The following is a 13,640-nucleotide window of genomic DNA, read 5'->3' on the forward strand; positions in this document are numbered from 1 at the left end:
CGGGACTGCCTCGGCCACCGAACCGGGGGCAAGATCTAAACGCCCTTTAGACTTCAGTCATTGCATGACCGCACGGAGCCAGGTGCAGCGCAGCCAGGTCGGCGGACAGCACCGGGCCTCCAGACGTCAGCCGTTGGAGGCAGCTCGATGAATGACCTGGATCCGACCGTCTGCCCGGCTTCGACAGGGCTGGTCGGACGTGACCGGGACCTCGCCTACATCCGCTCCTTCTTCAACAACTCCGAGGTTCAGGGCGCGGCCCTGCTGCTGTTGGGCGAGGCCGGGGTGGGCAAGACCGCCGTGCTCGACGCCGTGGCGGCCGGCGCCACGCGCAATGGCGTCCGGGTGCTGCGCGCGGCCGGTGTGCAGTTCGAGGCGGACATCAGCTACGCCGGTCTCAACCAGCTCCTCCTCCCCCTCTTCGACGACTTCGACGTCCTCGACCCCGTGCACCGCGACGCGCTGCGGGTCGCGGTCGGTATCGGGGGCGGGCCGGCCCCCGACCGGCTGCTGACGTCGACCGCGGTACTGCTGCTGCTCCGGCTGACCGCGGCCCGTACGCCGCTGTTGCTCGTCGTCGACGACCTGCCGTGGCTGGACCGGGCGACCAACGCCGTGCTCGGGTTCGTGGCCCGGCGACTGGTCGGCAGCCAGATCGGTTTCCTCGCCGCCTCGCGTGAGGGCGCCGACAGCTTCTTCGAGTCCAGCGGTCTGTCCGAGCACCGCTTGGAGCCCTTGGACGACGCCTCGTCGACCGAACTCCTCGCCCTTGCCTACCCCGACGTCTCCCCCGCCGTGCGGCGTCGCATCGCGGCCGAGGCCCGCGGCAACCCGCTGGCGCTGGTGGAGCTTCCGGCGGCGCTCTCGGCCGAGCAGCGTGCGACGCTCGCGGCGTTGCCGGCCGTACTGCCGCTGAGCGAGCGGTTGCAGGCTCTGTTCGCCTCGCGGGTGGCGGAGCTGCCCGAGCGCAGCCGGGAGATGCTGCTGCTCGCAGCCCTCGACGGAACCGGCGGCCTCGCCGCCGTAGAGGCCGCCGCAGCGGGCCGGGCCGGCATCGACGATCTCGTGCCCGCCGAACGGAACCGGCTGGTGACGATCTCTGCCGACAACCGCCGGCTGTCCTTCAGGCATCCGCTGATCGGATCCGCGGTGGTGGAGCTGGCGAGCACCAACGAACGCAGACGGGCTCATCAGGCGCTCGCGAACGTCCTCGGCGACCAGCCCGAACGACGCGCCTGGCATCTGGGCGAGGCGGCGACGGGCCCGGACGAGACAGTCGCCGCCCTGCTGGAGGAGGCCGCGCGCCGCCGGTTGCGCCGGGGGGACGCGCTCGGTGCGGTGGCGGCGCTCACCCGGGCAGCGGGGCTCAGCCCGGCCGCCTCCGACGAGAGTCGCCGGCTGGCCGTGGCCGCCTACGTCGGTGTGGACTCCGGCGGTGAACTCGAGGACGCCACACGCCTCCTCGCCGAATCCCGGCTCGTCCACCCGGCCGGACAGCGGTCGCTGCACGCCGCGACCGCGTCGGCGTTCCTGCTGATCAACCGGGACGGCGACATCGACACCGCCTACCGGCTGCTGGTCGGCGCGATCGAGTCGGCAGAGCCCGATCACGGCTTCGACGCCGAGGACGAAGGGCTCATCGAGGCACTGCACCTGCTGTTGCTGCTGTGCTGGTACGGCGGCGACCCGAAGCTGTGGGAGCCGATGTTCGCCTTCATGGGCCGGCTCGTTCCCGAGCCTCCCGAACTGCTGTGGGTGATCACCCAGACCTTCGGCGACCCGGCTCGCACCGGCGCGGCGGTACTGCCGCAGCTGACCGAGTTGATCGCCACGGTCGGCGACGACCCCACCCGGGTGATCCGGGTCGGCACCGCCTCGGTCTTCTCCGACCGGCTCGGAGACTTCCGGTGGGCCACGCGCCGACTGGTGGAGCAGGGCCGCGCCGGTGCCGCGCCGGTGCGCCGGCATCTGGGCGCGCTGATGCACCTGGGCCTGGACTACTTCCATCTGGGCCGCTGGGAGGACGCCGCGCAACTGGCGGCCGAGGGGCTGAGCCTGTGCGAGAACCACGACTACCGGTTCTTCGCGTGGTACTTCCACTACATTCGGGCGGCCGTGGCCGCGGCGCAGGGCGATGCGGAGACCAGCGCGGCGCTGACCGAGGAGATCGTCCGGTGGGCGATGCCGCGCGGGACGTACGGCGCGCGGTTCTTCGCCTGCCACGCCAGGGCCTTGGCCGCCCTCGGCAGCGGCGACTTCGAGACCGCCTACCAGTACGCCGCGACGCTCAGCCCGGCCGGGACGCTGGCCCCGTACGTGCAGATCGCCATGTGGGGAGCGATGGACCTGGTGGAGGCGGCCATCCGCACCGGGCGGGAGAAGGAGGCGGCGGCACACGCGGCCGCGATGCGCGAGTCGTCGATGGCCGCGCTGTCGCCCCGGCTGGAGATGCTGGTGCTGGCCTGCGAGGCGCTGACCACGCCCGGCCGGCCGAGCCTGGATCTGTTCGAGCGGGCGCTGTCCTTGCCTGAGCCGGACCGCTGGCCGTTCGACGTGGCGCGAGTGCGCCTCTTTTACGGCGAGCGGCTGCGGCGGCTGCGGGCTACGTCGGAGTCGCGGGAGCAGCTGGCCGCGGCGCTGGAAGCCTTCCAGCGGCTGGGGGCCAAGCCCTGGGTGGCGCGTACGGCGGCGGAGCTGCGGGCCAGCGGCCAGTCCGCGCCGACCGCCGCCCGGCCGGGCCCGGTCGCGCTGACCGCCCAGGAGTTGCAGATCGCCAGGCTCGCGGCGACGGGGCTGACCAACAAGCAGATCGCCGAGCGGTTGCTGCTGTCCCATCGGACGATCGGCACCCACCTGTACCAGATCTATCCAAAACTGGGCATCACTTCACGGGCGGCATTGCGGGACGCGCTGTCGCAGCTCGACGCCACGGACGGCGACGGATAGGGAACCCGGGACTTCGCCGTCTCCCAGGTTCCTCTCCTCCAAGTCATATGACCTATGTCTGACGTCGGTCGGCCGCGCAGAGTGGGCCAGGAGGGCGCCCTTCCGGATCGCGCTCTTTCGGCGGCCGTTCCTGGGGCCGCCCCGCACCATGAGAGGGGAAACCGGATGCCCGGCGCGTCGGAGAGCCACCCGGACATCCACTGGCCATCGGGGTTCTCACCTGACCAGGCACAGAGTTTCTGTCAGGCGCAGGCCGTCGTGCACGCCCCGCCCGCTACGGCCTTCGCGCTGCTCAGTGACGTGGCACGGTGGCCGGAGTGGGTGCCGGGCATCACCAAGGTGCAAGCCGGGCCGCTGCCCAGGACCTTCGAAGTGGGTTTCCACCAGCACCGGTTCGAGATTTTCGTGGGTGAGCACGTGCCGCCGCACCGGCTCGGCTGGTCGGGCATCGGGGCCGGTGTGCAGCTGTACCAGGCCTGGCTGCTCACCGCGGTCGAGGCGGGTACGCACGTGGTGACCGAGAACGTGGTCCGGGGCCTCGCCGTCAGGTCGCTCCAGGCGGCGTCCCCGGAGTGGGCGCAGCGTCTGAACTCCCTGTGGCTGGCCCAGCTGAAGAGGCTTTCGGAGGGCTCCGCCTGAAAACGCCGCCGGCCGGCACCCGTGAAGGGCGTCGGCCGGTCGAGAGCGGTGGGGTTTCAGGCGGCGGGGACGGCGTCCTTGGCGTCGGCGGCCGCGGTGCCGGAGCCGGCGCGGTCCGCCTCGGCGCTCTTGCGGGCCGGCTTCAGGAGGAGCGCGAGCACGATGCCGACGGCGAGGGTCGGGGCAATCCAGAGGTAGCCGGTGGCGGTGGCGTGGGCGAAGGCGTCCAGGGCGGTGTCGCGCAAGGCGCCGGGGAGTTGCCCGATGGTGTCGGGGCGGGCGGCGTCGAAGCCGCCGGCCGTCGGCAGGGCATGCGTGCGGTCGGCGAAGCCGGTGTTGAGGAGGGTGCCGAAGACGGCGACTCCGAAGGCCGCGCCGATGGAGCGGGCGAAGGTCACGACGGCGCTGGCGGCGCCGAGGTCGGCGGCGGGCACGCTGTTCTGGACGGTGGTCAGGACGACCATCGGCACCATGCCGATGCCGACGCCGGTGATCAGGAAGTAGACGCTGAGGACAAGGGTGTTGGTGGCGGCGCCGATGGTGCCGAGCAGGAGCAGCCCGGCGAGGTTGGCGACCAGCCCCGCCAGCAGGATCTTCCGCAGCAGCTCGACGCGTGCGGCCCAACATCCGGCCAGGGACTGGCTGATGACCAGTCCGGCGACCAGGGGCAGCATGTAGATACCGGAGAGGGTGGCGGAGACGCCGTGGACGATCTGCAGGTAGGTCGGCAGGTAGACCAGTACGGCGAACATGGCGGCGTTGGCGAAGAAGCCGATCAGCGAGGAGAACACCACGGTCCGGGAGCCGAGCATCGCCGGCGGCAGCACCGGGGCGGCGACGCGGCGCTCGACGGGCACCAGCAGCACGGCCAGGGCGACGGTGGCGGCGATCAGGCCGACGATGGCCGGTGAACCCCAGCCCCAGCGCTCGCCGAAGGAGGTGACGAGGACGAGGCCGGTGGCGATGGCGGCCAGCAGGGTCGCGCCGAGGTAGTCGATGCGGGCCTTGGCTCCCCGGGTGGCCGCGGGCAGGGCGCGGGCGGCGATGGCCAGGGCGACGATGCCGACGGGCAGGTTGACCAGGAACGCCCAGCGCCAGGAGAGCTGGTCGGTGAAGACGCCACCCAGCAGCGGGCCGACAATGCTGGCGACGCCGTAGACCGAGCCGAACATGCCCTGGTAGCGGCCGCGTTCGCTCGGGGCGACGATGTCGCCGACGAGGGCGAAGGTCAGCACGATCATGCCGCCGCCTCCGACGCCCTGGAGGACGCGGGCGCCGATCAGTTCGGGCAGGTTCTGTGCCAGGCCGCAGGCCACCGAGGCGATCAGGAAGATCGAGGTCGAGGCCAGGTAGAGCCGCTTGCGGCCGAACATGTCGCCGAGCTTGCCCCACAGCGGGGTGACGGCGGTCGAGGCGAGCAGGTATGCGGCGCTGACCCATGCGATGTCGTCGAACCCGTTCAGGTCCTGCGCTATGCGGGGCAGTGCGGTGGAGACGATCGTCTGGTCCAGGGCGGCGAGCAGGACGGCCAGGATCAGTGCGCTCATCGCGGCGCCGACACCGCCTCCCGCCTGGGGTGATGAGGACTCGGATGCCTTCGACATGGAAGGTGCCTTTCCTTAAGTGAAACAGGTGAATGACATCAACTTCTCTATCTGTCACTTCACTGTAGCACTTGCTGGGCAGGGCTCTACTCCCGAGAGGCGCTAGATGTCTCAGGCATCACATTCCGGCACTAGACTCGGGCCGGTGAGAGCCGACGCAGCACGCAATCTGGAAGCCGTCCTGACCACCGGGGCACGTATGCTCGCCGCCGACCCCGGCGCCAGCATCGCGAGCATCGCCGCCGAGGCAGGTGTCGACCGGCGGACCGTCTACCGGCGCTTCGCCAACCGCGACGACCTCCTCGCGGCCATCTACGAAGCCCGCCTCACGGCCATCGAGCACGCCATCGAGGACGCCCGGCTGCGTGAGGCGCCCGTCGCCGTCGCCCTGCACCGCTACGTCGAGAACATCATCACCGTCAACCGGACCTGGCCCGTCGACCTCGCCCGCATGCTCGCCGACGACAGCGTCCACGCGCGGCGCGACGCGTCCGTGCAGGAGGTCGACACCTTTCTGCGGCGCGCCACGGACGAGGGTCTGCTGCGGTCCGGTCTGCCGGAGGGCTGGGCGAGCGCGCTGCTGCCGCAGCTGATGCACCTGGTGGCACGGCAGTTGCCCGAACTGAGCGCCGGGCAGGCGGCGGACGTCGTCGTCGACACCCTGCTGAACGGACTCGGGGCGCGATGACCACCTGACCTGACCACACGCCGAAGGCCCTGGCACACACCTTCCTTCCGGTGTGTGCCAGGGCCTTCGGCGCGGGCGGCGGCGGTGTCACAGGGACGCCGCCGCCTGCCTCATTCCACGACCTGCCGGGCCGTGTCTGTCGCGGAGGCCTCCCGCTTCTCCTCCGCGTCCTGCGGGCGCGGGGCCGCCGGGGAGGGCGACGGCACGGTACCGGGCAGGTGGACGCGGCGGAGGCGAGGCTGCTCGTTCCTGGCGGTGGAGCGCTTCAAGACTTCTCCCATCGGTGCGTTCGACGTGCCTCGACCCCCGGGGGCGCGAGCGGCACCGAAGGGTCGGAGTGGCCGAGAGGTGAGTGCACCGGGGAACCAAGAAAAGGGCCGATACATTCCGCTTTCGAGCAAAACCGCGGTACGACGCCAGTTCAGCCCCGCCGGACTCCTTCGTTGAAACGACCTGCCATGTCGACGCGTTCGGGGAGCGACGCCGACAACTGCCCGAAGTCCACGAAGAGTTCGTGCACACCCGCCTCGGCGGCGGCCCGCGCGTAGTCGATGTACTGGGCGAACGTGCCCGACTGCGGCATGCGGTCCGGGGAGGTCTTCGTGTCGCTCAACCGAAGGTTGACGCGCAGCGCCATGCGCAGGGTCGCGGGGTCGCGTTCGGCCTGCACCGCCTCCTTCTGGATGACCTCCCACATGCCCATCAGGTCCGGCAGCGGCATCGCGGTGGGCAGCCAGCCGTCCAGCCGCCGCCCCACGCGCCGCAGTCCGCCGGGGCTGAACGCGGCGAGCAGCACCGGCGGTCCCGGCCGCTGGCTCGGCTTGAGGCCCACGACGGTCTCCGGGATGGTGAACAACGGTCCCTCGTGCGCGAAGACGTCGTCACCCCAGTACCCCTCCAGGACGTCCAGGGTCTCCTCGAGCCGGGCACCGCGCCCCTTCCACGGAACGGAGACCGCGGCGTACTCGTCGGGCATCCAGCCCAGCCCGAGGCCCACGATCAGGCGTCCGTGGCTGAGGACGTCGAGGGTGGTCAAGGACCGGGCCAGCATGAGGGGCGGCTGCCACATGCCGTTCAGCGTGCTCGTGCCGAGGCGTACCCGGGTGGTGTGGGCCGCGGCGAACGTCAGGGCGACCAAGGGGTCCATGTGGTTCTCGTAGACGCGCGGCATCACGCCGGGGTGACTGGGGTACGGGGCCGACGGCACCCGGGGCGCGAGGACGCGGTCGCCGGTCCACAGCGAGTCGTATCCCATGTCCTCGGCGGTACGGCAGACGCGCAGGATGCCCTCCGGGCAGGCGTCGGGGCCGAAGGTGGGCAGGGCCAGGCCGAGTTTCACGACTGCCTCCTCGAAGGAGTCACCCGTCGCGGGTGCTCGTCCGGGTCGTCGTCCGTCAGGGGGAGACCGAGCAGGCCTTCCAGCGCGGCCACTGTCTTCGCCGGGTCCACGGCGTGGACGGTGGCGAAACCCAGCTCCGCGGCCGGCCGCAGGTGCTGTTCGGTGTCGTCCACGAACACGCACTCCCCCGCTGTCAGACCGAGTTCGTCCAGCACGATCCGGAAGATCTCCGGTTCGGGCTTGCGTGTGCCGTGCACTTCGGACAGCACCACGGCGTCGTACAGCGTCTCCAGGTCGTAGCCGTCGTACAGGTTCCACGGGCTCAGGCCCACGGAGTTGGAGAGGATGCCGACCTTGACGCCCGCCCGGCGGGCGGCCGCGGCCGCGGCGATCATCGATGGCTGGGGGCGCAGGTCGGCGAAGATACGGCCCATCAGGTTGTCGGGCGGGATGCCGAGCCGTTCCGCGGCTCCCTCGTTCCACTGGGTCTGCGTGCGGGCGCCGCGTTCCAGTTCCTCGGTCCGCCGGACCGTCTCGCCGTCCAGGTAGAGGCCGGTGAGCAGGGTTCCCTTGGCGAGCCCCGCGCGCTGCTCGAAGGCGAGGGCGGCAGGGAGGAGAGGTGTCGTCAGCACACCACCGAAGTCAAGGACGAGTCCTTTGCGGTGCAATGTCTTACTCACACCTTAAAAGGCAGAGATGACACATTTTCCACCAGGTCAGGTTTCTCGACAAGTTCCGACCGCAGGCACATGTGCCACGGGTGAACCTCCGGGGTGGCCGGTTACGTGGTTCCGGTGAGGGGGGTCCCCGGCACCTACGGCGACGGCGACGGGGACCCCGACCCCTCAGCTCTTCGTGCGGTGCGGGTGCGCCGGGTAGACGCCCAGGATGCGCACCTCGGAGGAGAAGAAGCGCAGTTCGTGCAGGGCGAGGGCGACGCGCTCGTCGTCGGGGTGGCCCTCGATCTCGACGTAGAAGCGGCTGGGGTTGAGGCCCGCGCCCATCTGGTAGCTCTCGATCTTGGTGAGGTTCACACCGCTGCTGGCGAACCCGCCGAGCGCCTTGTAGAGCGCGCTGGGGATGTTGCGGACGCAGAAGAACAGGCTCGTCATCGTCGGCTCCCCGGTGTGCGGGGCGAAGGCCGCGTCCCGGGACAGGACGACGAAGCGGGTGGTGTTGTCCGGGTCGTCCTCGACCTCGGCGCGCAGCACGTCGAGGCCGTAGAGCTCGGCCGCGGCGGGCGGGGCGAGCGCGGCGTGCCGCGGGTCGCCGAGCTCGGCCACCTCCCGGGCGGCGCCGGCGGTGTCGTCGCTGACGAGGGTGCGCCAGCCGCCCTCCCGCAGGATCTTGCGGCACTGCCCGAGAGCGTGCACATGGCTGCGTACACACTCCACCTGGTCCAGGGTCGCGCCGGGCACGCCCATCAGGTCGAAGCGGATGGCGAGGAAGTACTCGGCGACGATGAACAGCCCCGACTCGGGCAGCAGATGGTGTACGTCGGCGACGCGCCCAGCCGCGGAGTTGTCGACCGGGATGACGGCGACGTCGGCGGCGCCGAGCGTCACCGCGTCGAGGGCCTGCTCGAAGCTGGTGCAGGGCAGTTCGCGGCCGTCCGGGAAGAGCGCGCGTGCGGCGGTCGCCGAGTTGGATCCGGGTTCACCCTGATATGCGGCGGTCGTCACCGTGTTCAGCCTTCCTCGGGGAGGTCCTGTCGCGCGGCGGCAGAAGCTCCGTCGTGTAGCGCGCCTGCTGAAGTATCGGTGAACCGGCTTCGATCAGGCTCACCAGGGGGTGCTGGGCGCCGCTCCAGTCTGTCGTCAGGGCGTACTCGTGCGCGGCGGCGACCACATGCTGGACGGCCCTCCCGGCTCGTGGGACGAGCGTGGCAAGCCGTTCCAGCCTGGCCGCGGACAGGCCCTGCCGCGCGGAGGGCGCCTCGTGCAGGGCCGCGGCCAGGCTCTGCCGCTCGTCGTGCAGGACGGCGGCGAGCTCCGCGGCCGCGGCGGCATGGGGGGTACTGGCCACCCCGCCCGCATACGGGGCGGCCAGTACGTCGGTGACACGGCGGGCCGTGCCCAGAGCCACGGCAGTAACCGCCGTCCAGAGGAACGCCGCGTCCTTCTCGCGCAGCGGTGCGCCCGCCGCGTGGGTGGCGAAGCCGCCGGGAACGTACAGGTCGTCGAGGCGGACCACTCTTCCCGGCCCGCTCTCCCTCGGGAGCGCCTTGGCGGCGACGACGAAGAGGTCGGGTTCGCCGGTCTGCGTCGCGGGGAGCGGCAGGGTCAGCCAGGGGCCGGTCTCCTCGGGCGCGGGAAGGCTCCACAGCCCGGACAGGGAGAAGCCGCCGGGAGTCGGCCGCGCGGTCGCTCCGGGGAAGTCCGCGTCGCACACCGCGGCGGGCAGCGACGCGGCCCAGTTCCAGGTGCGCGTCAGGGCCTGCCAGGCCCCGGCCGGGTCGGCGTGCCCCGCCGACTCGCAGGCCGCGAGCACCTGGGCGAGAGGCGTCTCCGGTCCGAGGAGCTGGGGATGGTGGTCACCGTGCGTGGGGGTCGTGGGCCTAGGCAGCCTGCTCGCCTCCTTCGGCCGGGGCCGTCGTGACGACGACGTTGTGCAGTTCCTCGCCGCGTGCGTAGCGGTGGAGCTGCCGCCGGATGAAGTCCGTGGTCAGCGTGGGGAAGGCGTCGGTGAACGCCGCGACGTGCGGGGTGATGAGCGCGCCGGGCAGGCTCCACAAGGGGTGCCCGGCGGGCAGGGGTTCGGGGTCGGTGACGTCGAGCGCCACACGCAGCCGTCCCGCGCGTACTTCCCGGACCACCGCGCGGGTGTCGACGAGTTCGCCGCGCGCGACGTTGACGAGCAGGGCGCCGTCCTTCAGCAGGGCCAGTGCCTCCGTGCCGAACATCCCGCGCGTGCCCTCGGTCAGCGGCGCGCACAGCACCACGGCGTCCACCGTGGGCAGCAGTGCGGGCAGTTCCGCCGCCCCGTGCACCCGGCCGGCCGGGGTGGTGCGGGCCGTGCTGGCCATCAGGACCGCCTCGCACCGGAACGCGCCGAGCCGGGCGGCGACTGCGGCACCGACCGCGCCGTAGCCGACGACCAGGACGCGCTTGCCGACCAGGGTGGAACGGACCTCGGGCACCCACTCCCCCCGGGCCTGACGGGCGGTGAACCGGTCGAGGCCCCGGCACAGGGACAGCAGCAGAGTGAGCGCCAGTTCGGCGGTGGTCTCGCGGTGCACCCCGCGCCCGGTGGCCAGCCGGGTCCCGGCGGGCAGTTCGTCGAGCAGCGGCATCATGTGGTCGTAGCCGGAGCTGAGCAGCTGGAGCACTTCGAGGTTGCGCAGGTACGGCAGTACGGGGCGCAGGACGCGTTCGGCACCGGGCGCGGGGATGCCGACGAGGAAGCGGACGTCGGCGGGGTCGCCAGGCAGTGGTCCGGTGCCGTCCCAGTAGGCGTAGGAGAGCCGGTCAGGCAGGCCGGGTATCTGGGTTCGGTGGTAGGGCAACCAGACGGTCGCGCCGTCCTTCATCGTGCATCAGCTTCTTCCGCTCTGGGTCACACACCTTGGTGACGTGTGTGTCGGTTGCGTTGGTTCACGTGAGTCGCGCCACTCGCATGTGTGAACCACAGCCGGGTTCACCGGCCGTCGACCGGCCGCGGCAGAGTGAGAAGTGCGGTGTCCTCGCGGGCCGTCCGGAACACCTCCGCCCACGACGTCACGGCCGGACGCCGGCGCAACAGGGCACGGCGCTCCCGCTCGGTCATCGCGCCCCACACCCCGTACTCCTCACGGTGGTCGAGGGCATGGGCCAGGCAGTCGAGCCGCACCCGGCAGTCCAGGCAGAGGATCTTGGCCTCGTTCTGGGCGGTACCCTCGACGAACATCCGGTCCGGCTGCGTCCGGCACAGCGCTCGGTCGGCCCAGTCCATGTCATCTCGCTCCCCAGCGGACGCCACTCGGGCCCGCCTTTGCGTCCGTACACACGCACAGGTAGATACGTATGAGCCTAACCCACGTGTGTCTGAGTCGTCGCGCCGTCAGGGAGCCGGCAGAAGGGGCAGCCGGTTCAGTCCGCGTACCGGATGCGGTGGCACAACGCGGGGATCTCGCCCGTGGCCAGTCGCGGCATCACCTCGGGGAGCTCCTCGAAACGGCTCTCGCCGGTGATCAGGGTGTCCAGTGCCGGATCGGCGAGGAGCTCGAGGGCGAGGGCGAGCCGGTCCGCGTAGGTGCGGCCGGCGCGGGCCGGGGAGACCGTTCCGACCTGACTGCTGCGCAGTGTGAGGCGGCGGGAGTGGAAGCCCTCGCCGAGCAGAAGGGCGATGCGCCGGTCGCCGTACCAGCTCAGGTCGACCACGGTGCCCTCGGCCCGGAGCAGCTCCAGGGAGCGGGCAAGGCCCTGTTCGGTGGCGCTGGCGTGCACGACGAGGTCGCACTCGCCGCGTGCGTCGCCGGGGGCGGCGAACTCCACGCCGAGCGCGGCCGCCGTGCGGGCCCGTGCGGGGTCACTGTCCACCAACTGCACCCGCGCGCCGGGGAAGCGGGCGAGCAGGGCCGCCACCGAGCAGCCGACCATGCCGCCGCCCACCACCGCGATCCGGTCCCCGACCAGGGGCGCCGCGTCCCACAGGGCGTTGACGGCGGTCTCCACGGTGCCGGCGAGGACGGCGCGTCCGGCGGGCACGGAGTCCGGTACGACGGTGACAGCGGCGGCCGGGACGACGTACCGCGTCTGATGCGGGTACAGGCAGAACACCGTGCGCCCCACGAGGTCCGCGGGGCCTTCTTCCACGACGCCGACGTTGAGGTATCCGTACTTCACCGGGCCGGGGAAGTCGCCGTCCTGGAACGGCGCCCGCATCACGTCCCACTGGCTGCGGGGCACCTGGCCGTGGACCGCCCAGACGGACCCGAGCCTGAAGAAGCTCTACGGGCAGCTGGGCTCGGCCGCGGAGAACCAGCTCTGGTTCGACAAGCTCAAGGAAGTCATCGACCACGCCCTGCCCGACATCCCAGAAGGTACACACCTGCTCGCTGTGGGCCGCCGGTGTGGCCCGGACGCGCGCCGATCGTGGGGACAGCCCTACAGACGGCATCGGTACGCATGGGGCCAGCCGTACATCAAGAACTTTTTCGGCCATAGCGGCTGACGGATTATGCCGTGCCCTCTAGTCTTCTGCGTGAGGTGTGAACAAGCGGACGGTCGGACGTACCACAAGTACAGAGCTCGCCGTCGGCGGACGCACCGAGGAGTGCCAGGCCGCTCACCGGCCGTGCTGCCCTACGCGGCCGTCCGACGGTGGTCGGCGGGCATGTGACTCACCCTCCAGTCCGAGCGGCCGGCCGCAGACACACCTGCCACCGCGGCAGGGAGGGACAACAACGTACCCTCACAAATGCTTTGGCGTGATCCATGCGCCTGGATGCGAGAGCGTTCGGGCCGGACTGGTTCATCGGGGAAGGGAGTGGGGGACGGTGGAGTCAGTGGTCGGGGCGATCGTCGGACGTGACAGCGAGCAGGAGGTGCTGTCCGCGTTCGTGGCCGCGCCCGGGGGCAGGGCGCTCGTGCTGCGAGGTGACTCCGGTGTGGGCAAGAGCGCGCTGCTGGGACACGTCTCGCACCTCGCGGCGGCCGAGCAGCACCGGGTGATCCGGGCGGCCGGAGTGGAGGCGGAGTCGGAGCTGCCGTTCGCCGGCCTGCACCAGTTCCTGTATCCGCTGCTGTCCCACATCGAGCGGCTGGACGAGATCCACCGCAAGGTCTTCGACGTCGTCTTCGGCCGGAGCGAGGGCACTCCCCCGTCGGTCATGACCCTCGGTATCGCCGTCCTGGACCTGCTGTCCTTGGCCGCCTCGCAGCATCCGCTCCTGCTGGTGCTCGACGACGGGCAGTGGTGGGACGCCTCCAGCACGGAGGTGATCGGGTTCGTCGGACGCCGGCTCACCGGCAGCTCGGTGAAGCTTGTCGTCGTCCTGCGGGCAGGTGTGCCCTCGGGCTTCGACACCGCCGCGCTGCCGGAGCTTGCGGTGACGACCCTGTCGGAGAAGGCCGCCGAGCACCTGCTGGACATGCACCATCCTGGGCTCACCGCACATGTGCGACGCCTGGTCCTGGAGGAAGCTCAAGGCAATCCGCTGGCCCTGCTGGAACTCCCACCGTACGTGCGCGGTCACCGCACCGGGCACGCACCCGAGGCGTCCTTCGGGTACACCGGCATTCCCCTGCCGCAACGCCTCCAGCAGGTCTACGGCGCCCGCATCAAGGCTCTGCCCGATGCCGTCCGGGCGCAGCTGCTGCGCGGTGCCCTCGACGGAGTCGGAGCCGGTACGGCCGCCGGCCGGGCGAGGAGTGCGCGGTACCGGATGGTCGATGCGGAGGAGGCGGTGGGGGTCGGGTTGCTGGAGGTCGATCCGCTCAGCGGG

Annotated in this window: 12 protein-coding genes and 1 pseudogene; 4 read left to right on the forward strand and 9 right to left on the reverse strand. The window is 71.3% G+C overall.

Annotation, left to right across the window (positions count from 1 at the left end; genetic code table 11):
- The first annotated feature begins 147 nt into the window (after positions 1 to 147).
- Together IQ210_RS46740 and IQ210_RS46745 are read left to right on the forward strand one after the other, a co-directional pair.
- Positions 148 to 2,946: an ATP-binding protein gene (locus tag IQ210_RS46740; protein ID WP_194085364.1), complete on the forward strand. Its 2,799-nt coding sequence runs from the start codon at positions 148 to 150 to the stop codon at positions 2,944 to 2,946.
- Positions 2,947 to 3,111: 165 nt separating this feature from the next.
- Positions 3,112 to 3,585: an SRPBCC family protein gene (locus tag IQ210_RS46745; protein ID WP_194085365.1), complete on the forward strand. Its 474-nt coding sequence runs from the start codon at positions 3,112 to 3,114 to the stop codon at positions 3,583 to 3,585.
- A 56-nt stretch (positions 3,586 to 3,641) separates the two neighbouring features.
- Here the strand turns inward: IQ210_RS46745 and IQ210_RS46750 are convergent, their stop codons facing one another.
- Positions 3,642 to 5,189 (reverse strand): MDR family MFS transporter, encoded by a 1,548-nt coding sequence (locus tag IQ210_RS46750; RefSeq protein WP_194085366.1) that lies wholly within the window; start codon positions 5,187 to 5,189, stop codon positions 3,642 to 3,644.
- A 199-nt stretch (positions 5,190 to 5,388) separates the two neighbouring features.
- On the opposite strand from IQ210_RS46750, the gene IQ210_RS46755 reads away from it, so the two are divergent.
- On the forward strand, positions 5,389 to 5,877 hold the full coding sequence (locus IQ210_RS46755; RefSeq protein ID WP_194085373.1) for a TetR/AcrR family transcriptional regulator: 489 nt from the start codon (positions 5,389 to 5,391) through the stop codon (positions 5,875 to 5,877).
- Between the two features lie 110 nt (positions 5,878 to 5,987).
- Here IQ210_RS46755 and IQ210_RS46760 read toward each other — a convergent pair whose 3' ends face one another.
- The 8 genes and pseudogenes from IQ210_RS46760 to IQ210_RS46795 form a co-directional block, all read right to left on the reverse strand.
- On the reverse strand, positions 5,988 to 6,146 hold the full coding sequence (locus IQ210_RS46760; RefSeq protein WP_194085367.1) for a hypothetical protein: 159 nt from the start codon (positions 6,144 to 6,146) through the stop codon (positions 5,988 to 5,990).
- 152 nt (positions 6,147 to 6,298) lie between these two features.
- Positions 6,299 to 7,216, reverse strand: coding sequence for a TIGR03619 family F420-dependent LLM class oxidoreductase (locus IQ210_RS46765; protein ID WP_194085368.1), 918 nt, complete (start codon positions 7,214 to 7,216; stop codon positions 6,299 to 6,301).
- On the reverse strand, positions 7,213 to 7,896 hold the full coding sequence (locus IQ210_RS46770; RefSeq protein ID WP_322658641.1) for an HAD family hydrolase: 684 nt from the start codon (positions 7,894 to 7,896) through the stop codon (positions 7,213 to 7,215). The genes IQ210_RS46765 and IQ210_RS46770 overlap by 4 nt, the downstream gene beginning before the upstream one ends.
- Before the next feature lie 165 nt (positions 7,897 to 8,061).
- Positions 8,062 to 8,898 carry a prephenate dehydratase gene (locus IQ210_RS46775; protein WP_194085369.1) on the reverse strand — a complete coding sequence of 279 codons (837 nt, stop codon included), beginning with the start codon at positions 8,896 to 8,898 and terminating at the stop codon, positions 8,062 to 8,064.
- Complete coding sequence (locus IQ210_RS46780; RefSeq protein ID WP_256786551.1) at positions 8,873 to 9,706, reverse strand: hypothetical protein; 834 nt, start codon at positions 9,704 to 9,706, stop codon at positions 8,873 to 8,875. The genes IQ210_RS46775 and IQ210_RS46780 overlap by 26 nt, the downstream gene beginning before the upstream one ends.
- Positions 9,707 to 9,773: 67 nt before the next feature.
- Positions 9,774 to 10,745: an NAD(P)-dependent oxidoreductase gene (locus IQ210_RS46785; protein WP_194085370.1), complete on the reverse strand. Its 972-nt coding sequence runs from the start codon at positions 10,743 to 10,745 to the stop codon at positions 9,774 to 9,776.
- 107 nt (positions 10,746 to 10,852) lie between these two features.
- Positions 10,853 to 11,146, reverse strand: a complete 294-nt coding sequence (locus IQ210_RS46790) for a WhiB family transcriptional regulator (RefSeq protein WP_194085371.1) — start codon at positions 11,144 to 11,146, stop codon at positions 10,853 to 10,855.
- Between the two features lie 137 nt (positions 11,147 to 11,283).
- Positions 11,284 to 12,108: pseudogene (locus IQ210_RS46795) on the reverse strand (zinc-dependent alcohol dehydrogenase); the annotation flags it as partial.
- A gap of 584 nt (positions 12,109 to 12,692) precedes the next feature.
- On the opposite strand from IQ210_RS46795, the gene IQ210_RS46800 reads away from it, so the two are divergent.
- The coding region (locus IQ210_RS46800) for an AAA family ATPase (RefSeq protein WP_194085372.1) at positions 12,693 to 13,640 on the forward strand (948 nt) is incomplete at its 3' end.

Source organism: Streptomyces justiciae (assembly GCF_015163075.1).
Taxonomy (GTDB): Bacteria; Actinomycetota; Actinomycetes; order Streptomycetales; family Streptomycetaceae; genus Streptomyces; species Streptomyces justiciae.

What these genes read in the sequence shown, in the direction of transcription:
- IQ210_RS46740 (WP_194085364.1), top strand. Translation starts at nt 148, where the DNA reads ATGAATGACCTGGATCCGACCGTCTGCCCGGCTTCGACAGGGCTGGTC.
- IQ210_RS46755 (WP_194085373.1), top strand. Translation starts at nt 5,389, where the DNA reads ATGCTCGCCGCCGACCCCGGCGCCAGCATCGCGAGCATCGCCGCCGAG.
- IQ210_RS46790 (WP_194085371.1), bottom strand. Translation starts at nt 11,146, where the DNA reads ATGGACTGGGCCGACCGAGCGCTGTGCCGGACGCAGCCGGACCGGATG.
- IQ210_RS46750 (WP_194085366.1), bottom strand. Translation starts at nt 5,189, where the DNA reads ATGTCGAAGGCATCCGAGTCCTCATCACCCCAGGCGGGAGGCGGTGTC.
- IQ210_RS46785 (WP_194085370.1), bottom strand. Translation starts at nt 10,745, where the DNA reads ATGAAGGACGGCGCGACCGTCTGGTTGCCCTACCACCGAACCCAGATA.
- IQ210_RS46745 (WP_194085365.1), top strand. Translation starts at nt 3,112, where the DNA reads ATGCCCGGCGCGTCGGAGAGCCACCCGGACATCCACTGGCCATCGGGG.